Annotated in this window: 11 protein-coding genes; 7 read left to right on the top strand and 4 right to left on the bottom strand. The window is 63.5% G+C overall.

What is annotated here, in order from left to right; translation table 11 throughout:
- Positions 1-150: 150 nt before the first annotated feature.
- From PIN01S_RS08740 to PIN01S_RS08730, 3 genes are all read right to left on the bottom strand, one after another.
- Positions 151-483, bottom strand: a complete 333-nt coding sequence (locus PIN01S_RS08740; RefSeq protein WP_084335274.1) for a thioredoxin family protein — start codon at positions 481-483, stop codon at positions 151-153.
- A 144-nt stretch (positions 484-627) separates the two neighbouring features.
- Entirely contained in the window at positions 628-1,665 is a 1,038-nt protein-coding gene (locus PIN01S_RS08735) for an RNA methyltransferase (RefSeq protein WP_084335273.1), read from the bottom strand.
- 623 nt (positions 1,666-2,288) lie between these two features.
- On the bottom strand, positions 2,289-2,618 hold the full coding sequence (locus PIN01S_RS08730; protein ID WP_084335272.1) for a DUF5629 family protein: 330 nt from the start codon (positions 2,616-2,618) through the stop codon (positions 2,289-2,291).
- A 389-nt stretch (positions 2,619-3,007) separates the two neighbouring features.
- Here PIN01S_RS08730 and PIN01S_RS08725 point away from each other — a divergent pair, with 389 nt between their 5' ends.
- From PIN01S_RS08725 to PIN01S_RS08700, 6 genes are all read left to right on the top strand, one after another.
- A complete protein-coding gene (locus tag PIN01S_RS08725) occupies positions 3,008-3,490 on the top strand; it encodes a formate dehydrogenase subunit gamma (protein ID WP_084335271.1) in 483 nt (160 codons plus the stop codon).
- The gene (locus tag PIN01S_RS08720; protein ID WP_084335270.1) at positions 3,484-5,043 is read left to right on the top strand and encodes a formate dehydrogenase beta subunit; all 1,560 of its coding nucleotides are present in this window, start codon (positions 3,484-3,486) and stop codon (positions 5,041-5,043) included. Before PIN01S_RS08725 ends, PIN01S_RS08720 begins: the two co-directional genes overlap by 7 nt.
- The gene (gene fdhF, locus PIN01S_RS08715; protein ID WP_084335269.1) at positions 5,040-7,916 is read left to right on the top strand and encodes a formate dehydrogenase subunit alpha; all 2,877 of its coding nucleotides are present in this window, start codon (positions 5,040-5,042) and stop codon (positions 7,914-7,916) included. The genes PIN01S_RS08720 and fdhF overlap by 4 nt, the downstream gene beginning before the upstream one ends.
- On the top strand, positions 7,913-8,134 hold the full coding sequence (locus PIN01S_RS08710; RefSeq protein ID WP_084335268.1) for a formate dehydrogenase subunit delta: 222 nt from the start codon (positions 7,913-7,915) through the stop codon (positions 8,132-8,134). Before fdhF ends, PIN01S_RS08710 begins: the two co-directional genes overlap by 4 nt.
- 179 nt (positions 8,135-8,313) lie before the next feature.
- On the top strand, positions 8,314-9,630 hold the full coding sequence (locus tag PIN01S_RS08705) for a pyocin-S2/colicin E7-DNase domain-containing protein (RefSeq protein WP_084335267.1): 1,317 nt from the start codon (positions 8,314-8,316) through the stop codon (positions 9,628-9,630).
- 5 nt (positions 9,631-9,635) lie between these two features.
- Complete coding sequence (locus PIN01S_RS08700; RefSeq protein ID WP_244506038.1) at positions 9,636-9,917, top strand: bacteriocin immunity protein; 282 nt, start codon at positions 9,636-9,638, stop codon at positions 9,915-9,917.
- 122 nt (positions 9,918-10,039) lie between these two features.
- Here PIN01S_RS08700 and metH read toward each other — a convergent pair whose 3' ends face one another.
- Positions 10,040-13,732: a methionine synthase gene (metH, locus tag PIN01S_RS08695; protein ID WP_084335265.1), complete on the bottom strand. Its 3,693-nt coding sequence runs from the start codon at positions 13,730-13,732 to the stop codon at positions 10,040-10,042.
- A 160-nt stretch (positions 13,733-13,892) separates the two neighbouring features.
- On the opposite strand from metH, the gene PIN01S_RS08690 reads away from it, so the two are divergent.
- Positions 13,893-16,172 (top strand): fatty acid cis/trans isomerase, encoded by a 2,280-nt coding sequence (locus tag PIN01S_RS08690; protein WP_084335264.1) that lies wholly within the window; start codon positions 13,893-13,895, stop codon positions 16,170-16,172.
- The last annotated feature ends 20 nt before the right edge of the window (positions 16,173-16,192 follow it).

Below are 16,192 nucleotides of genomic sequence, written 5' to 3'. Positions count from 1 at the left end.
TCGCGAATGGAACCACCCCAAGGCCTTGTCAGCAGAGCGGGTTCCTACAAAAAGCGGGGCCGTGCGGCTGCAGCCTGCGGGGGCGGATTCATCCGCGATAGGGGGGCTGGGTCCATCGCGAATGAATTCGCTCCCACAGAATGCGTTGGATTACGCCGCCAGGCTGATCCGGGCCAAGGCGCGTTCGATGGCACTCGAATCGGTTGGCCGGACCAGCCGCGCCACCTCCTTGCCCTGGTCGAGGAAAATCAGCGTCGGCCACAGCGTCACTCGGAACGACCGCCCCAGCGGACGCCCCTTGCCGTCTTCGATCTTGATATGACGGATTTCCGGGTGCCGGGCGAAAGCCTTGGCGAGGAGGGGTTGCGCTGCCTGGCAGTGTCCACACCAGGAAGCACCGAACTCGAGGACGGTCGGCTCTTCCAGGGCTTCCACTGCGGCGCGCGTCGGTTCGGTCGCGGGATAGGTTCTGCTCATGTTCATGGGGCGATCTCGAAAATCAGAGACACACCTTGTTAGAAGCTGCCCAAGGGGAGGTGTTCCCGTCCCATACCGTTTGTTGCATCGGCGGGCTCATGCGAACGCCACGCCCATCCTGTAGGGGCGAATTCATTCGCCCGGCGGACGTCAGGCAGGCTTCCGCAACCGCCGCGTATTGACCACATCCACCGCACGGGCGCGCAGTTGGCCGCAGCCGCCGTCGATATCCTGGCCCGCCGAGTTGCGCACCTTGGTCAACACGCCACGACTGTGCAGGTAGCGCACCATCTGCACGATGCGCTCGCCGTCCGGGCGCTGGTAGTCGTCCATTTCCAGGCTGTTGTAGGGAATCAGGTTCATCACCGCATACCTGCCCTTGAGCAGGCGCAGGATGCCGTCCATTTCTTCCTGGCTGTCGTTGATGCCTTTGAGCAGCGTCCACTGGTACTGGATCGGGTAGCCGACCTGACGGGCATAGGCCTCGCCCAGTTCGACCAGCTCCTGGGGAGCGATTTTCGGTGCGCGCGGCAGCAGCTTCTCGCGCAGCGCGGCGTCGGTGGTGTGCAGGGATAGGGCGAGGCCGGGTTTGACCCGCTGCTGCGGCAGGCGCTCGAACACGCGCATGTCGCCGACGGTGGAGAACACCAGGTTCTTGTGACCGATGCCGCCCTCGGTACCGAGCAGGTCGATGGCTTCCAGCACGTTATCCAGGTTGTGCGCCGGCTCACCCATGCCCATGAACACCACCTTCTTCACCGGGCGGAAGCGCCGGGCGAGGGCGACCTGAGCGACGATCTCGGCGCTGCTCACCTGGCGCAGCAGGCCGCTCTTGCCGGTCATGCAGAATACACAGCCCACCGCGCAACCCACCTGGGTCGAGACGCACAACCCGTCGCGCGGCAGTAGCACGCTTTCCACCATCTGGCTGTCGTTCAGCTCCACCAGCAACCGGGCGGAACCGTCGGCGGCCGGATGTTCCGAGCGCAACCGCGCCAGCCCGGCGAGTTGTTCGGACAGCGCAGGAAGCGCCTCGCGCACGCTGAGCGGCAGGAAGTTTTCCGCCTGTTGGTGGCGCCGGCCGCTATCGAGGGGCAGGCCCTTCAGCCAGGCACGGACGATCCGCCCGGCATGCCGGGGATTGGCGCCGAGATCGGCGAGGCGTTGTTGGATTTCAGGGATGCGCATGGGGCGCGCATCCTACCACCGGAGGCGCTTGTCGCGTAGCGGGGAGATGTTCCATCGGTCCGCGGACGAGATTCAATGCCGCACTGGCCTAGAGTTCGATCATGGTTAGTCGATACGAAAGGCTCACAAGAGCCACTTCATCATTGCAATCAGAGTTACTCCCATAATCGCGTAGGTTATATACCAGTTGGAGGCTCTGACTGATCCTCTGGCTACTTCATTGTTATCGATCATCACACGATAAACCGCATGGAGTACGGAGCATGGTCGCCCTGACACAACGTGGCCCTCAACAAGATTCCCGTTATGCAGGAACTTGAAGGGAATAGTGGAGCGTAGCCCTTCAAAATGCTTCGGAGAAGAGAATCTTTCTGAACCATCTATAGCAACCGAAAACGAAATTCCGAACCACAGTAGGAGAGGGCTTGCGTGGCTTTTAACTTCAATCGTATGACCGTTCCAGTTATGAGTTGCCATAGATGCCAATCCCTGATGTGAAAGTGGCTTATCCGTCTGGGACAGATTAAAAATGCTTCGCTTGCAAAGGCTGTTGGCGGCCTTGTTGCGAGGTGGGATCTAATCGTTAAGCTGGTTTTACATGAAACAGTAATGGACCAAACTTTTTATTCCGACTCGTCATCGGCAGTAACAGCCCCCAAACACCTCACCCGATGCTGGCCCCCGTCGAGCATCCACACATCTTCCTCGGCTCGATATTCGGCTTCCATCACCTGGTTGTAGCTGAAACGCCACGTGCGGCGGTCGCGGCCGTCCAGGGCTTCGATGGTGAGTACGGTTTCCTCGCTGGCGAAGGGCTGGTCGGCTTCCGCAGCGGCATCGGCCTGGTCCAGCAGCCCTTCGTCGAGGCTGAACTGCCAGGCGTGCAGACCGTCGATTTCCAGCATGTCGGCGGTTTCCAGTTGGTCGAGAAGGTAGAGAGGGGCGTCTGTCATGGGCGTATCCGGGTTGGCTGTTCGAGGCGAGAGGGTAAGGGGCTCGCGTCGAGGGAACAAGCGCTGCGTTGCCGTCCTGCGCGTGGGGTCCAGCGTGCTTGCGGCGGGGTACTACGCTTTCGGATAGCGGCAGGTCTGCATCGCGGTTTCCGCTCCTTTTATCGGGGGTCGGTTTCAGGATGTGGGGGGTCGTTCAGGGGCAATTTCCAGGCGCTGGGAATGGCAAGCTGCCCCAATGCTCCGTACCAGTGCACGAAGAAGCCTGGGCGATGCACAAGGATGGCTCAGCGAGGTCACGCTGCCGTGACGTGGCGTACGCTGCAGCCGAAGATTTCCGGATGGCCGCCGGTATGGGTCAGCGTCGTCCGTGATGCCGAGGAAAACGCTGCATGCCTGACGAGACACTTCACCTGCCCCTGATTCTCAGCGTGCTGGAGCGCGAAAAGGACACCCCCGGTGCCCTGTTGCCGATCCTCCATGCCATCCAGGAGGGCCTCGGGTATATCCCGGATGCCGCCGTCCCCGAGATCGCTCATGCCCTCAACCTCAGCCAGGCCGAAGTACGCGGAGTGATCAGCTTCTACCACGACTTCCGCACCACGCCGCCGGCGCGTCATATCCTGCGCCTGTGCCACGCCGAGTCCTGCCAGAGCATGGGCGGCGCGCAACTGGCCGCGCAGTTGCGTGAGCACCTGGGGTTGGACGACCACGGCACCACGGCCGACGGGCAGGTCAGCCTGCGGCCGGTCTATTGCCTGGGCGCCTGTGCCTGTTCGCCGGCCCTGGAGCTGGATGGCCAACTGCATGCACGGCTCACCCCCGAGGGGCTGCGTGAGCTGGTCAACCGTTGCCTGGAGGATGGGACATGCTGACGTTGTGCATTCCCGGCGATTCGATTGCCCGCGCAGTCGGCGCGGATGAGGTGGCCGTGGCGCTGGTCCGCGAGGCCGAGCGACGCAACCTGCCGCTGGAACTCAAGCGCACCAGTTCCCGTGGCCTCTATTGGCTGGAGCCGCTGGTGGAGCTTGAAAGCGCCGACGGCCGCCTGGGCTTCGGTCCGGTCACTTCCAAGGATGTTCCGTCCTTGCTGGATGCCCTGCAGGGCGATGCCAGCGCCCATCCGCTGGCGCTGGGGCCGGTGGAGGAATTGCCCTATCTCAAGAGCCAGCAGCGCCTGATCTTCGCCCGCGCCGGCATCACCCGTCCGTTGTCCCTGGACGACTACCGGGCCCTGGGCGGCTTCGAAGGGCTGGCCCGCGTCATCGGCCAGAGCGGCGAGGAAATCGTCGCCTCCGTGCTGGACTCCGGCCTGCGTGGCCGGGGCGGTGCCGCGTTCCCGGCCGGCATCAAGTGGCGCACCGTGCGCGAGGCCAAGGCCGCGCAGAAATACGTGGTGTGCAATGCCGACGAAGGCGATTCCGGCACTTTCGCCGACCGCATGTTGATGGAAGGCGACCCCTTCCTGCTGATCGAAGGCATGGCCATCGCCGGCGTCGCGGTCGGTGCCAGCATGGGCTACATCTACGTGCGCTCGGAGTACCCGCAGGCGGCGCAAACCCTGCGTGCGGCCATCGACATCGCCCGCGAGGCCGGCTATCTCGGGGCCGACGTGGCGGGAAGCGGACGTGCCTTCGAACTGGAGGTGCGGGTCGGTGCCGGTGCCTACATCTGCGGCGAGGAAACCTCCCTGCTGGATTCCCTCGAAGGCAAGCGCGGCACGGTACGCGCCAAGCCGCCGCTGCCGGCCCTGCAAGGCTTGTTCGGCCTGCCGACCCTGGTGCACAACGTGCTCACCCTGGCTTCGGTGCCGGTCATCCTGGCTCGTGGCGCGCAGTTCTATCGCGACTTCGGTATGGGCCGCTCTCTGGGCACCATGCCGTTCCAGCTGGCCGGCAACATTCGCCATGGCGGCCTGGTGGAGCGGGCCTTCGGCCTGACCCTGCGCGAGTTGGTGGAAGACTACGGTGGCGGTACGGCCACGGGCCGGCCGATCAAGGCCGCCCAGGTGGGTGGGCCGCTGGGTGCCTGGGTGCCGCCGTCGCAATTCGATACCCCACTGGACTACGAGGCCTTCGCCGCCATGGGCGCCATGCTCGGCCACGGCGGTGTGGTGCTGGCCGACGACAGTCTGGACATGGCGCGCATGGCGCGTTTCGCCCTGCAGTTCTGCGCCGAGGAGTCCTGTGGCAAGTGCACACCGTGCCGCATTGGTTCCACCCGCGGTGTCGAAGTGGTGGATCGCCTGCTGGCGGCGCCGGATGACGCGGCGCGGGATGAGCAGGTGATCCTGCTCAAGGACCTCTGCGACACCCTGACCTATGGCTCTCTCTGCGCCCTGGGCGGCATGACTGCCTACCCGGTGACCAGCGCGCTCAAGCATTTCCCTGCCGACTTCGGGCTGAAGTCTTCGGAGGCCGACCAATGATCAACATCTTCGACCCCGCCAGCGATATCGACCTCGGCACCCCGGCCCGCGAAAGCGAGGTGCAGGTCAGCCTGACCATCGATGGCCGCGAAATCAGCGTGCCCGCGGGCACCTCGGTGATGCGCGCCGCCGCGCTGCTGGGTACCACCATCCCCAAACTCTGCGCCACCGAGAGCCTGGAGGCATTCGGCTCCTGTCGCATGTGCCTGGTGGAAATCGACGGCATGCGCGGCTATCCGGCCTCCTGCACTACACCGGTGAGCGAGGGCATGGTGGTGCGCACCCAGACCTCCAAGCTCGCCACCTTGCGGCGCAACGTGATGGAGCTGTACATCTCCGACCACCCGCTGGATTGCCTGACCTGCTCGGCGAACGGCAACTGCGAACTGCAGACGGTGGCGGGGCAGGTGGGCCTGCGCGAAGTGCGTTACGGCTATGACGGCGCCAACCACCTGGAGGAGGCCAAGGATGTCTCCAATCCCTATTTCGACTACGACCCGAGCAAGTGCATCGTCTGCAACCGCTGCGTGCGCGCCTGCGAGGAAACCCAGGGCACCTTCGCCCTGACCATCAGCGGTCGCGGCTTCGAATCCCGCGTGGCAGCGGCCGGTGGCGAGAACTTCCTCGACTCCGAATGCGTGTCCTGCGGCGCCTGCGTGCAGGCTTGCCCGACCGCCACGCTGATGGAAAAGAGCGTGGTGGAGAAGGGCCAGCCGGAGCGCAGTATCATCACCACCTGCGCCTACTGCGGCGTGGGCTGTTCCTTCCGCGCCGAGGTGAAGGGCGACCAACTGGTACGCATGGTGCCGGACAAGAACGGTCGGGCCAACCATGGCCACGCTTGTGTCAAGGGCCGTTTCGCCTGGGGCTATGCCACTCACCCGGACCGCATCACCAAGCCGATGATCCGCAAGCACATCGACGACCCCTGGCAGGAAGTCAGCTGGGACGAGGCGGTGAGCTACGCGGCCAGCGAATTCCGCCGCATCCAGCTCAAGTACGGGCGCGATTCCATCGGTGGCATCACTTCCAGCCGTTGCACCAACGAAGAAGCCTATTTGGTCCAGAAGCTGGTACGCGCGGGCTTCGGTAACAACAACGTCGACACCTGCGCGCGGGTTTGCCATTCGCCCACCGGCTACGGTCTCAAGCAGACCTTGGGCGAGTCGGCCGGCACCCAGAGCTTCGATTCGATCATGCAGGCCGATGTGATCCTGGTGATCGGCGCCAACCCCACAGACGCCCATCCCGTCTTCGGCTCCCAGCTCAAGCGCCGCCTGCGCGAGGGTGCGCGGCTGATCGTCATCGACCCGCGCCGCATTGACCTGGTGGATTCTCCCCACGCCCGCGCCGAGCTGCATCTGGCGCTGCGCCCTGGCACCAATGTGGCCATGCTCAATGCCTTGGCCCATGTGATCGTCACCGAAGGGCTGATCAATCAGGACTTCGTCGATGCTCGTTGCGAAGCGGCGGATTTCGCCCGCTGGCGCGACTTCGTCAGCAAGTCGGAGAACTCCCCGGAAATCCTCGGTCCGGTCTGCGGCGTGCCCGCTGCGCAGATCCGCGCCGCTGCGCGTCTGTATGCCACCGGCGGCAACGCGGCGATCTACTATGGCCTCGGTGTGACCGAGCACAGCCAGGGCAGCACCGCGGTGATGGGTATCGCCAACCTCGCCATGGCCACCGGCAACATCGGCCGCGAAGGGGTAGGGGTGAACCCGCTGCGTGGGCAGAACAACGTGCAAGGCTCCTGCGACATGGGCTCCTTCCCCCATGAGCTGCCGGGCTACCGCCACGTCTCCAACGAGGCGGTGCGCGCCCAGTTCGAGCAGGCCTGGGGCGTGACCCTGCAGCCCGATCCCGGCCTGCGTATCCCCAATATGTTCGAGGCAGCCTTGGGCGGTAGCTTCAAGGCGCTGTACTGCCAGGGCGAGGACATCGCCCAGAGCGACCCCAACACCCAGCACGTCACTGCCGCGCTGTCGGCAATGGAGTGCGTAGTGGTGCAGGACATCTTCCTCAACGAAACCGCCAAGTTCGCCCATGTGTTCCTGCCGGGCAGCTCCTTCCTGGAAAAGGACGGCACCTTCACCAACGCCGAGCGGCGCATTTCCCGCGTGCGCAAAGTGATGGAGCCGCTGGGCGGCAAGGCCGACTGGGAAGCGACCCAGCTCCTGGCCAATGCCCTGGGCTACAAGATGGACTACAAGCACCCGTCCGAGATCATGGACGAGATTGCCCGTTTGACCCCGACCTTCACCCGCGTCAGCTACGCCGAACTGGACCGCCACGGCAGCCTGCAATGGCCCTGCAACGACTCCGCGCCGGACGGCACGCCGACCATGCACATCGAGGAGTTCGTGCGTGGCAAGGGGCGCTTCATGCTCACCGGCTACGTGCCCACCGAGGAGAAGGTCAATAGCCGCTACCCGCTGCTGTTGACCACCGGCCGCATCCTCAGCCAGTACAACGTCGGCGCCCAGACCCGGCGTACCGACAACGTCGCTTGGCACGGGGAAGACCGCCTGGAAATCCACCCGACCGATGCCGAGAGCCGCGGCATCGCCGATGGCGACTGGGTCGGCGTCGGCAGCCGCGCCGGGCAGACTGTGCTGCGCGCCAAGGTCAGCGAGCGGGTGGCACCGGGCGTGGTCTACACCACCTTCCACTTCCCCGAATCGGGGGCCAACGTGATCACCACGGACAACTCCGACTGGGCCACCAACTGCCCGGAATACAAGGTCACGGCGGTGGAAGTCTCGCGGGTCTACCAACCTTCCGAATGGCAAAAACGCTACCAGGCGTTCAGCGACGAACAACGGCGCCTGCTCAACGAGCGCCGCCGCGCCGAGAAAGCAGAGGTACGTAGATGAGCAGCGAAAACCTGATCAAAATGGCCAACCAGATCGCCCAGTTCTTCGACTCCGAGCCGGACAACGCAGAAGCTGTGCATGGCGTGCGCCAACACCTGCAAAGCTTTTGGACTCCCGCCATGCGCATCGAACTCATGGCCTGGCAGGTAGAACATGGCGGCGCCTCCCTGCATCCCTTGGTGCAGGCGGCACTGGCGGAGGTGGGGAGGGAGGTTTAGGGCTGCTGAGTGTGAGCGGATTCATGGCCAGGGATGGTTTGGATTCGCCCGACGCTTCACGTTATAGACGAACCTCTCTTGTGGTCGCTGGAGAGATTGTCGTGTTGAGATGCGCCGCATAGCAGCGGACCCGCCATGCTGCGTAGGGTGCCTCCCGTCCCACCGACAGGGAGAACACCATGGCACGTGATCAAGGACCTGGGCCGATGCCCAGCGTTTGCCGACCGGCACTGAAAAACGACCCACCGAAAACCTGGCGAACACCCCAGGAACCCACTCTTCCACAGCCGCCTCTCGACGGCTGGGAGTTCGACAAGCAACCGCCTCGCGAACTCATCCGTCCCGATCCACCGCCTCCGCCCGAGCCCGTCCGGCGCGTCTGCTCCTTCGTCAAACACTGCGACCTGCCGGATGGCCAGATAAGCCGTCAGGGGCGGCTGTACGTTGATCTTCTGCGGGACTATGGCGAGGTTGCCGTGCTGGGGGCCAAGGAACGGGATGACTCTGGGAACCTCCCGCTCGAGAGGATCAATGCTCCCGATTTGCCCAAGGCATTGGGTGGGCTGGCTATCGCTGGAGCAGCCGTAGGGGAAGCGGGTGGAGGGCTTGTCCCAGGCATCACGACGGGGGTTGCGGGTGGGCTCCTGATAGGGCTTGTGACACTTGTGTGGTCAACCAGGACCGGCGATAGCGCGCTCTACACCGAAGACGAACTCAGAGGCATGGCCACGGCCCGGACACGGGTTAGGTTGCACATCGAACAACAGCCAGACGGCAAGCTCCGGGGCTATGCGTTCAACACCGAGCGCCTAGGGCAATGGGAACAGGTTCCTGTTGTGCAATTCCAGCCCCAAGGCGACCGGATGGTGGCGGATGTCGGCGGTATAGGGCTGATCTGGACACCCGCGACAGACCCCAGCGACAAGGGGCGTATTCCCACCCTGGAGCAAGCCCCGAACACGCCGGCCATCTTGGTATTCCCCTCGGAAGAAAAGGCCGGAGAAACCTTCGTTAACCCCGTGCTACCGGATGATTACCGGGACGCCATCGTAGTGTTCCCGGCTGACAGTGGTGTGCCGCCGCTCTACGTCGTGATGAACGTCCGGCTTGATCCTGGCGTGGTCACGGGACAGGGGGAAGTGGTTACGGGAATATGGCTGGAACAGGCCAGCCGGGAGCTTGGGGCACCGATTCCGGCGCAGATTGCGGATAGGCTCAGGGGAAAGGCGTTTGCCAGCTTCGATGCGTTCAGGGCTGAGTTTTGGAGGGCTGTAGCGGATGATTTCGAATTGTCCAGCCAGTTCAGCAATGTCAACAGACGTAGAATGAGAGGCGGTTCTTCTCCATTTGTCATACCGGAAGAAGCGGTAGGTGGAAGAATCAGCTTTGAGTTGCATCATGTCGATCCTGTTGCCCAGGGCGGCCCCGTATATGACTTGGATAACCTGCGCGTGAATACGCCAAGAAACCACATTGAGCTTCATCAAAAAGGGTAATGAAGATGGATTTTCTGGAGAAACAGCGATTTGAAGATTTCACAGAACAAGAGTTTCTGCTCTTCATCAAAGAATTTTTTGAAGAAACCAATGATTTGGAAGGGGTAGAGCTAGAGGGTTACCTTGATAGCTTGGCCTTGCATTTTGGGGTAATAGCAGGACACCCAGCAGGCTATGGGCTGCTTTCTCATCCAACTCGTTATGGAGTTAAAGACTCTCCGGAAGCTGTGCTCCAGGCTGTCAAGGAGTGGCGGCAGGCTAACGGTCTCCCTGGGTTCAAGCAATAGCAGGACAACGCAGGTGATTGAGGCTTCGGCTTGAATGCTCTGGATGGTCATCGCAACGAGTTAACTTCGCGATTAGACAGGCGCGAAAAGAGACGGGCCTCGAAGGCCCGTGGGTCTCATCATCAACTGTCATACCCTAAATTCGGCGCCAGCCAGCGCTCGGTCACGGCGAGGTCCTGGCCCTTGCGCTTCGTGTAGCTTTCCACCTGGTCCTTGTTCACCTTGCCCACGGCGAAGTATTGCGCTTGCGGGTGGGCGAAGTACCAGCCGCTGACGGCGGCGGCGGGGAACATGGCGTAGTGTTCGGTCAGGGTGACGCCGCTCTGGCCTTGCGGGTCGAGCAGTTGGAACAGGGTGCCCTTCTCGGTGTGGTCGGGGCAGGCCGGGTAGCCGGGGGCGGGGCGGATGCCGACGTACTCTTCCTTGATCAGCGCCTCGTTATCCAGGTGCTCGTCCGGCTGGTAGCCCCACCAGTGCTTGCGCACTTCGGCGTGCAGCCATTCGGCGCAGGCTTCGGCGAGGCGGTCGGCGAGGGCCTTGACCATGATCGCGTTGTAGTCGTCGCCCTTGGCCTCGTAGGCTTTGGCGACTTCCTCGGCGCCGATGCCGGCGGTGGTGATGAAGCCGCCCACGTAGTCGGTCAGGCCGCTGGCCTTGGGAGCGACGAAGTCGGCCAGGGAGAAATTGGGCTTGCCGTCCGGCTTGATGGTCTGTTGGCGCAGGTGATGGAGGCGGGTCAGCGGCTGGCCGTCGTCGCCGTAGACTTCGATGTCGTCGTCATCCACCTGGTTGGCCGGCCAGAAGCCGAACACCGCCTTGGCGCGGATGAGCTTCTCGTCGATCAGCTTCTTCAGCATGGCCTGGGCGTCGTTGAACAGCGCGGTGGCGGCCTCGCCGACCACTTCGTCGGTGAGGATGCGCGGGTACTTGCCGGCCAGGTCCCAGGAGATGAAAAAGGGCGTCCAGTCGATGTACTCGGCCAGCACCTTCAGGTCGATATCTTCCAGCACTTGGATGCCGGTGAAGCTGGGCTTCGGCGGCTGGTAGCCGGCCCAGTCGAACTGTGGTTTGTTGGCCACGGCCTGGGCGTAGGGCAGGCGCTCGGTGCGGGCGCTGCGGTTGGCGGTACGCTCGCGGACTTCGACGTACTCGGCACGGATGCGCTCGACGAAGCCGGCTTTCAATTCCTTGGACAGCAACTGGGTTGCCACGCCCACGGCGCGGGAGGCGTCGGTGACGTAGACCACCGCGTCGTTCTTGTACTGCGGGTCGATTTTCACCGCGGTATGGGCTTTGGAGGTGGTGGCGCCGCCGATCATCAGGGGCAGGGTGAAGCCCTGGCGCTGCATTTCCTTGGCGACGTGGACCATTTCGTCCAGCGACGGGGTGATCAGGCCGGACAGGCCGATGATGTCGCACTTCTCGTCCTTGGCGGTCTGCAGGATCTTCTCCGCCGGGACCATCACGCCCAGGTCGACCACGTCGTAGCCGTTGCAGCCGAGCACTACGCCGACGATGTTCTTGCCGATGTCGTGCACGTCGCCCTTGACCGTGGCCATGAGGATCTTGCCCTTGGCTTCCGGCTTGTCGCCTTTCTCCGCTTCGATGAAGGGGATCAGGTGGGCCACGGCCTGCTTCATCACGCGGGCGGATTTCACCACCTGGGGCAGGAACATCTTGCCCGAGCCGAACAGGTCGCCGACCACGTTCATGCCGGCCATCAGCGGCCCTTCGATGACCTCGATCGGCCGTGCGCACTGCTGGCGGCATTCCTCGGTGTCTTCGACGATGTAGGTGGTGATGCCCTTGACCAGCGCGTGCTCCAGTCGCTTGTCCACCGGCAGGCTGCGCCACTCCTCGTTTTCCACTTCCTTGGCGCTGCCGTCGCCCTTGTACTGGTCGGCGATGGCCAGCAGCGCTTCGGTGGCGCCGGGGTGGCGGTTGAGCACCACGTCCTCGACCTTGTCGCGCAGCTCCTTGGGAATCTCGTCGTAGATTTCCAGTTGGCCGGCGTTGACGATGCCCATGGCCAGGCCGTTCTGGATCGCGTAGTAGAGGAACACCGAGTGGATGGCTTCGCGCACCGGGTTGTTGCCGCGGAACGAGAAGGACACGTTGGAGACCCCGCCGGAGCTCAGCGCATAGGGCAGGTTGTCGCGGATATAGGCGCAGGCGTTGATGAAGTCGACCGCGTAGTTGTTGTGCTCCTCGATGCCGGTGGCCACGGCGAAGATGTTCGGGTCGAAGATGATGTCTTCCGGCGGGAAGCCGACTTCGTTGACCAGGATGTCGTAGGAGCGCTGGCAGATTTCTTCCTTGCGCGCCTGGGTGTCGGCCTGGCCGGCTTCGTCGAAGGCCATCACCACCACGGCGGCGCCGTAGCGCTTGCACAGCTTGGCGTGATGCTTGAAGGCTTCGACGCCTTCCTTCATGGAGATCGAGTTGACGATGCCCTTGCCCTGGATGCACTTGAGGCCGGCCTCGATCACTTCCCACTTGGAGGAGTCGATCATGATCGGCACGCGGGAGATGTCCGGCTCACCGGCGATCAGGTTGAGGAAGGTCACCATGGCCTTCTTCGAATCCAGCATGCCCTCGTCCATGTTGATGTCGATCACCTGGGCGCCGGCTTCCACCTGCTGCAGGGCGACATCGAGGGCTTCGCTGTAGTTTTCCTCGCGGATCAGGCGGGCGAACTTGGCGCTGCCGGTGATGTTGGTGCGCTCGCCGACGTTCACGAACAGCGAGTTGCGGTCGATGGTGAAGGGCTCCAGGCCGGACAGGCGGCACGCCTTGGGAATCTCCGGAATGGCGCGTGGCGGGTACTTGGCCACCGCCTCTGCGATCGCTTGGATGTGCGCGGGCGTGGTGCCGCAGCAGCCGCCGACGATATTGAGGAATCCGGAGGCGGCGAATTCCTCGACCACCGCAGCCATTTCCGCCGGGGTTTCGTCGTATTCGCCGAAGGCATTGGGCAGGCCGGCGTTGGGGTGGGCGGAGACGTGGGTGTCGGCCTTGGTCGCCAGCTCTTCGAGGTACGGGCGCAGATCCTTGGCACCGAGGGCGCAGTTCAGTCCGACGGAAATCGGCTGGGCGTGGCGCACCGAGTTCCAGAAGGCTTCGGTGGTCTGGCCGGACAGGGTGCGGCCGGAGGCGTCGGTGATGGTGCCGGAGATCATGATCGGCAGCTCGATGTCGAGCTGCTCGAAGACTTCCTGCACCGCGAAGATCGCCGCCTTGGCGTTGAGCGTGTCGAAGATGGTTTCGATCAGGATCAGGTCCGCGCCACCCTCGATCAGGCCACGGGTGGCCTCGGTGTAGTTCTCCACCAGCTCGTCGAAGGTGACGTTGCGGTAGCCGGGATTGTTCACGTCCGGGGAGATGGAGCAGGTGCGGCTGGTCGGGCCGAGCACGCCGGCGACGAAGCGCGGCTTGGCCGGGTTCTCGGCGGTCTTGGCATCGGCCACCTGGCGGGCGAGGCGGGCGCCTTCGACGTTCAACTCATAGACCAGCTCTTCCATGCCGTAGTCCGCCTGGGACACGCGGGTGGCGTTGAAGGTGTTGGTTTCGAGGATGTCGGCACCGGCGTCCAAGTAGGCCTTCTCGATGGCCTGGATCACGTCCGGGCGGCTCAGCAGCAGCAAGTCGTTGTTGCCCTTGACGTCGCTCGGCCAGTCGGCGAAGCGGGCGCCACGGTAGTCTGACTCTTCCAGCCTGTAGCTCTGGATCATGGTTCCCATGCCGCCGTCCAGAATCAGGATGCGCTCCTTGAGAGCTTGCTGGAGGGCTGCGAGACGTGCGCTGCGGTCGGACATGGGGACTACCTGGGAATGCCGGAAAACGAGGTCGGGGATGATAGCAAACCTGCGTGGTTTCGGAGCGGACCACACTTTTGCATGAATTATGCTCAAGTTGGATCGCTTTGCCGGCACGCCAAGCTAGAATCGCCGCTCAACCGCGCCAAGGACCTCTGTCATGCCGTACCGCGCGCTCGCCAGCGCTTTCTTTCTGTTCATCTACGGCGCTGCCCAGGCCGAGCCGATTTCCTACACCCGCAACGTCCAGCCGATCTTCACCGCCAAGTGCGTGGCCTGCCATGCCTGCTACGACTCACCGTGCCAGCTTAACCTCGGTAGCGCCGAAGGGGTGAGCCGTGGGGCGAATAAGCAGCCGGTCTACGACGGAACCCGGACCAAGGCGCAGGAAACGACCCGGCTGTTCCTCGATGCCCATGGAGCGGACGCCTGGCGGAATCGGGGTTTTCATTCGGTATTGCAGCCGAAGGATGGCCAGGCCGCCTTGATGGCGCGAATGTTGGAGTTGGGGCACGAGGTACCGTTCGAGGCCAATGCCAAGCTGCCGGATGACCTGGCGATTGGCATCTCCCGGGAAAACCAGTGCCCGTTGCCGGGTGAGTTCGAGCAGTTCGCCAATAAGAATCCACGGGTTGGTATGCCGTTCGCGGTAACCGGCCTGAGCGAGAAGGAATACCGCACCCTGCAGGATTGGCTGGCGCAGGGCGCTCCGGTCGATGAGCAGGCGTGGCAGCCCGGTGCGGCGGAGGCCCGGCAGGTCGCTCTCTGGGAGTCGTTGCTGAATGCGCCGGGCGCGCGCGAGGAGCTGGTTTCCCGCTGGCTCTATGAGCACCTGTTCCTGGCCCATCTGTATTTCGAGGGCGGCGAGGCGGGGCACTTCTTCCAAGTGGTACGTTCGCGTACGCCGAGCGGCCAGCCGATCGATCCGATTGCCACGCGGCGACCGAACGACGATCCCGGCATCGATTTCCATTACCGCCTGTGGCCGATCCAGGGGGTGATCGTGCATAAGACGCACATCACCTATCCCCTCAGCGAGAAGAAGCTGGCGCGGGTGCGCGAGCTGTTCTTCCAGAGTGACTGGCAGGTAGAGGCGTTGCCGGGCTACGGGCCGCAGCGGCGCGCCAATCCATTCGAGACCTTCGCGGCGATTCCGGCCCAGGCGCGTTACCAGTTCATGCTGGATAACGCCGAGTATTTCGTGCGCACCTTCATCCGAGGGCCGGTGTGTCGCGGCCAGATCGCGACGGATGTGATCCGCGACAACTTCTGGACCTTCTTCCAGGCGCCCGAACACGACCTCTATATCACCAACGCCGCCTATCGCGAAAAGACCACGCCGTTACTGGCACTGCCGGGGCAGATCGACGATCTGGGCAGCATGCTCGGGCTGTGGCGGGCGTATCGCGACAAACGCAACCAGTATGAAGACCTGCGCCAGGATGCCTATGCGAAAGCCCCCGCGCCGAGCTGGTCGCATATCTGGGCCGGCAACGACAACGCGCTGCTGTCGATCTTCCGCCAGTACGACAGCGCTTCCGTGCGCAAGGGGCTGCTCGGCGAGATACCTCAGACGCTCTGGTGGATGGACTATCCGCTGCTGGAACGCACCTATTACCAGTTGGTGGTCAATTTCGATGTATACGGCAACGTCTCCCACCAGGCGCAAACCCGGCTGTATTTCGACCTGATCCGCAATGGCGCCGAGCAGAACTTCCTGCGTCTGCTGCCGCCGGATGCGCGCACCGCGATGCTGGACGACTGGTACCAGCGCAGTGGCAAGCTGAAGCAATGGCTGGATTACCAGCCCATCGACAAGCACACACCGACCGGCCTGCAACTCGCCGGCAACGACCCGAAGCGCGCGTTCGCCGAGGCCCTGCTGCAGCGCTATGCCGATCTCAATGCACGCCCCGATCCGATCAACCGCTGCCGCACGGCGCATTGCTACCGCGCGGGGGTCGATTCGGCCCGCCAGGATATCGATCAGACTCTCAGCCGCCTGGCCAGCCGACCCGCCGCTGGATTGCCGGTGATCGGCATGCTGCCGGAGGCGACGCTGTTGCGCGTCGAGCTACCGGACGGCTCGCGCGAGATCTACAGCGTGCTGCGCAATCGCGCCCACAGCAATGTGGCGTTCATGCTCGGCGAATCGCTGCGCTACCAGCCGACCTTGGACACCCTGACGATCTATCCCGGGGTGCTGAGCAGTTATCCCAACTTCATGTTCAACCTCAAGGCGAGTGAGGTCGGAGGCTTCGTCGCGGCGCTGGAGCAGGCCAAGGATGCCGCGGCCTTCGACAAGGTGGTCGAGCACTGGGGCGTTCGCCGGACACATCCGGAGTTCTGGCGTTACTTCCATGACCTGTCGCGCTACATCCAGGAAACCGAGCCGGTGGAGTACGGCGAGCTGGACATGAACCGCTACATGAATCTGTAGCGTCAGCTCCCATCCGATGC

Origin of the sequence: Pseudomonas indica NBRC 103045 (genome assembly GCF_002091635.1) — a bacterium.
In the GTDB taxonomy this organism is placed as follows: Bacteria; Pseudomonadota; Gammaproteobacteria; order Pseudomonadales; family Pseudomonadaceae; genus Pseudomonas_M; species Pseudomonas_M indica.
Note: the sequence above shows the minus strand (reverse complement) of the source record. Positions and strands in the feature narration are given on the sequence as shown.

Excerpts from the sequence above, each read along its gene's own strand:
- PIN01S_RS08705 (WP_084335267.1), top strand. The coding sequence starts at position 8,314 with ATGGCACGTGATCAAGGACCTGGGCCGATGCCCAGCGTTTGCCGACCG.
- fdhF (WP_084335269.1), top strand. The coding sequence starts at position 5,040 with ATGATCAACATCTTCGACCCCGCCAGCGATATCGACCTCGGCACCCCG.
- metH (WP_084335265.1), bottom strand. The coding sequence starts at position 13,732 with ATGTCCGACCGCAGCGCACGTCTCGCAGCCCTCCAGCAAGCTCTCAAG.
- PIN01S_RS08720 (WP_084335270.1), top strand. The coding sequence starts at position 3,484 with ATGCTGACGTTGTGCATTCCCGGCGATTCGATTGCCCGCGCAGTCGGC.
- PIN01S_RS08690 (WP_084335264.1), top strand. The coding sequence starts at position 13,893 with ATGCCGTACCGCGCGCTCGCCAGCGCTTTCTTTCTGTTCATCTACGGC.
- PIN01S_RS08730 (WP_084335272.1), bottom strand. The coding sequence starts at position 2,618 with ATGACAGACGCCCCTCTCTACCTTCTCGACCAACTGGAAACCGCCGAC.
- PIN01S_RS08710 (WP_084335268.1), top strand. The coding sequence starts at position 7,913 with ATGAGCAGCGAAAACCTGATCAAAATGGCCAACCAGATCGCCCAGTTC.
- PIN01S_RS08735 (WP_084335273.1), bottom strand. The coding sequence starts at position 1,665 with ATGCGCATCCCTGAAATCCAACAACGCCTCGCCGATCTCGGCGCCAAT.
- PIN01S_RS08700 (WP_244506038.1), top strand. The coding sequence starts at position 9,636 with ATGGATTTTCTGGAGAAACAGCGATTTGAAGATTTCACAGAACAAGAG.
- PIN01S_RS08740 (WP_084335274.1), bottom strand. The coding sequence starts at position 483 with ATGAACATGAGCAGAACCTATCCCGCGACCGAACCGACGCGCGCCGCA.
- PIN01S_RS08725 (WP_084335271.1), top strand. The coding sequence starts at position 3,008 with ATGCCTGACGAGACACTTCACCTGCCCCTGATTCTCAGCGTGCTGGAG.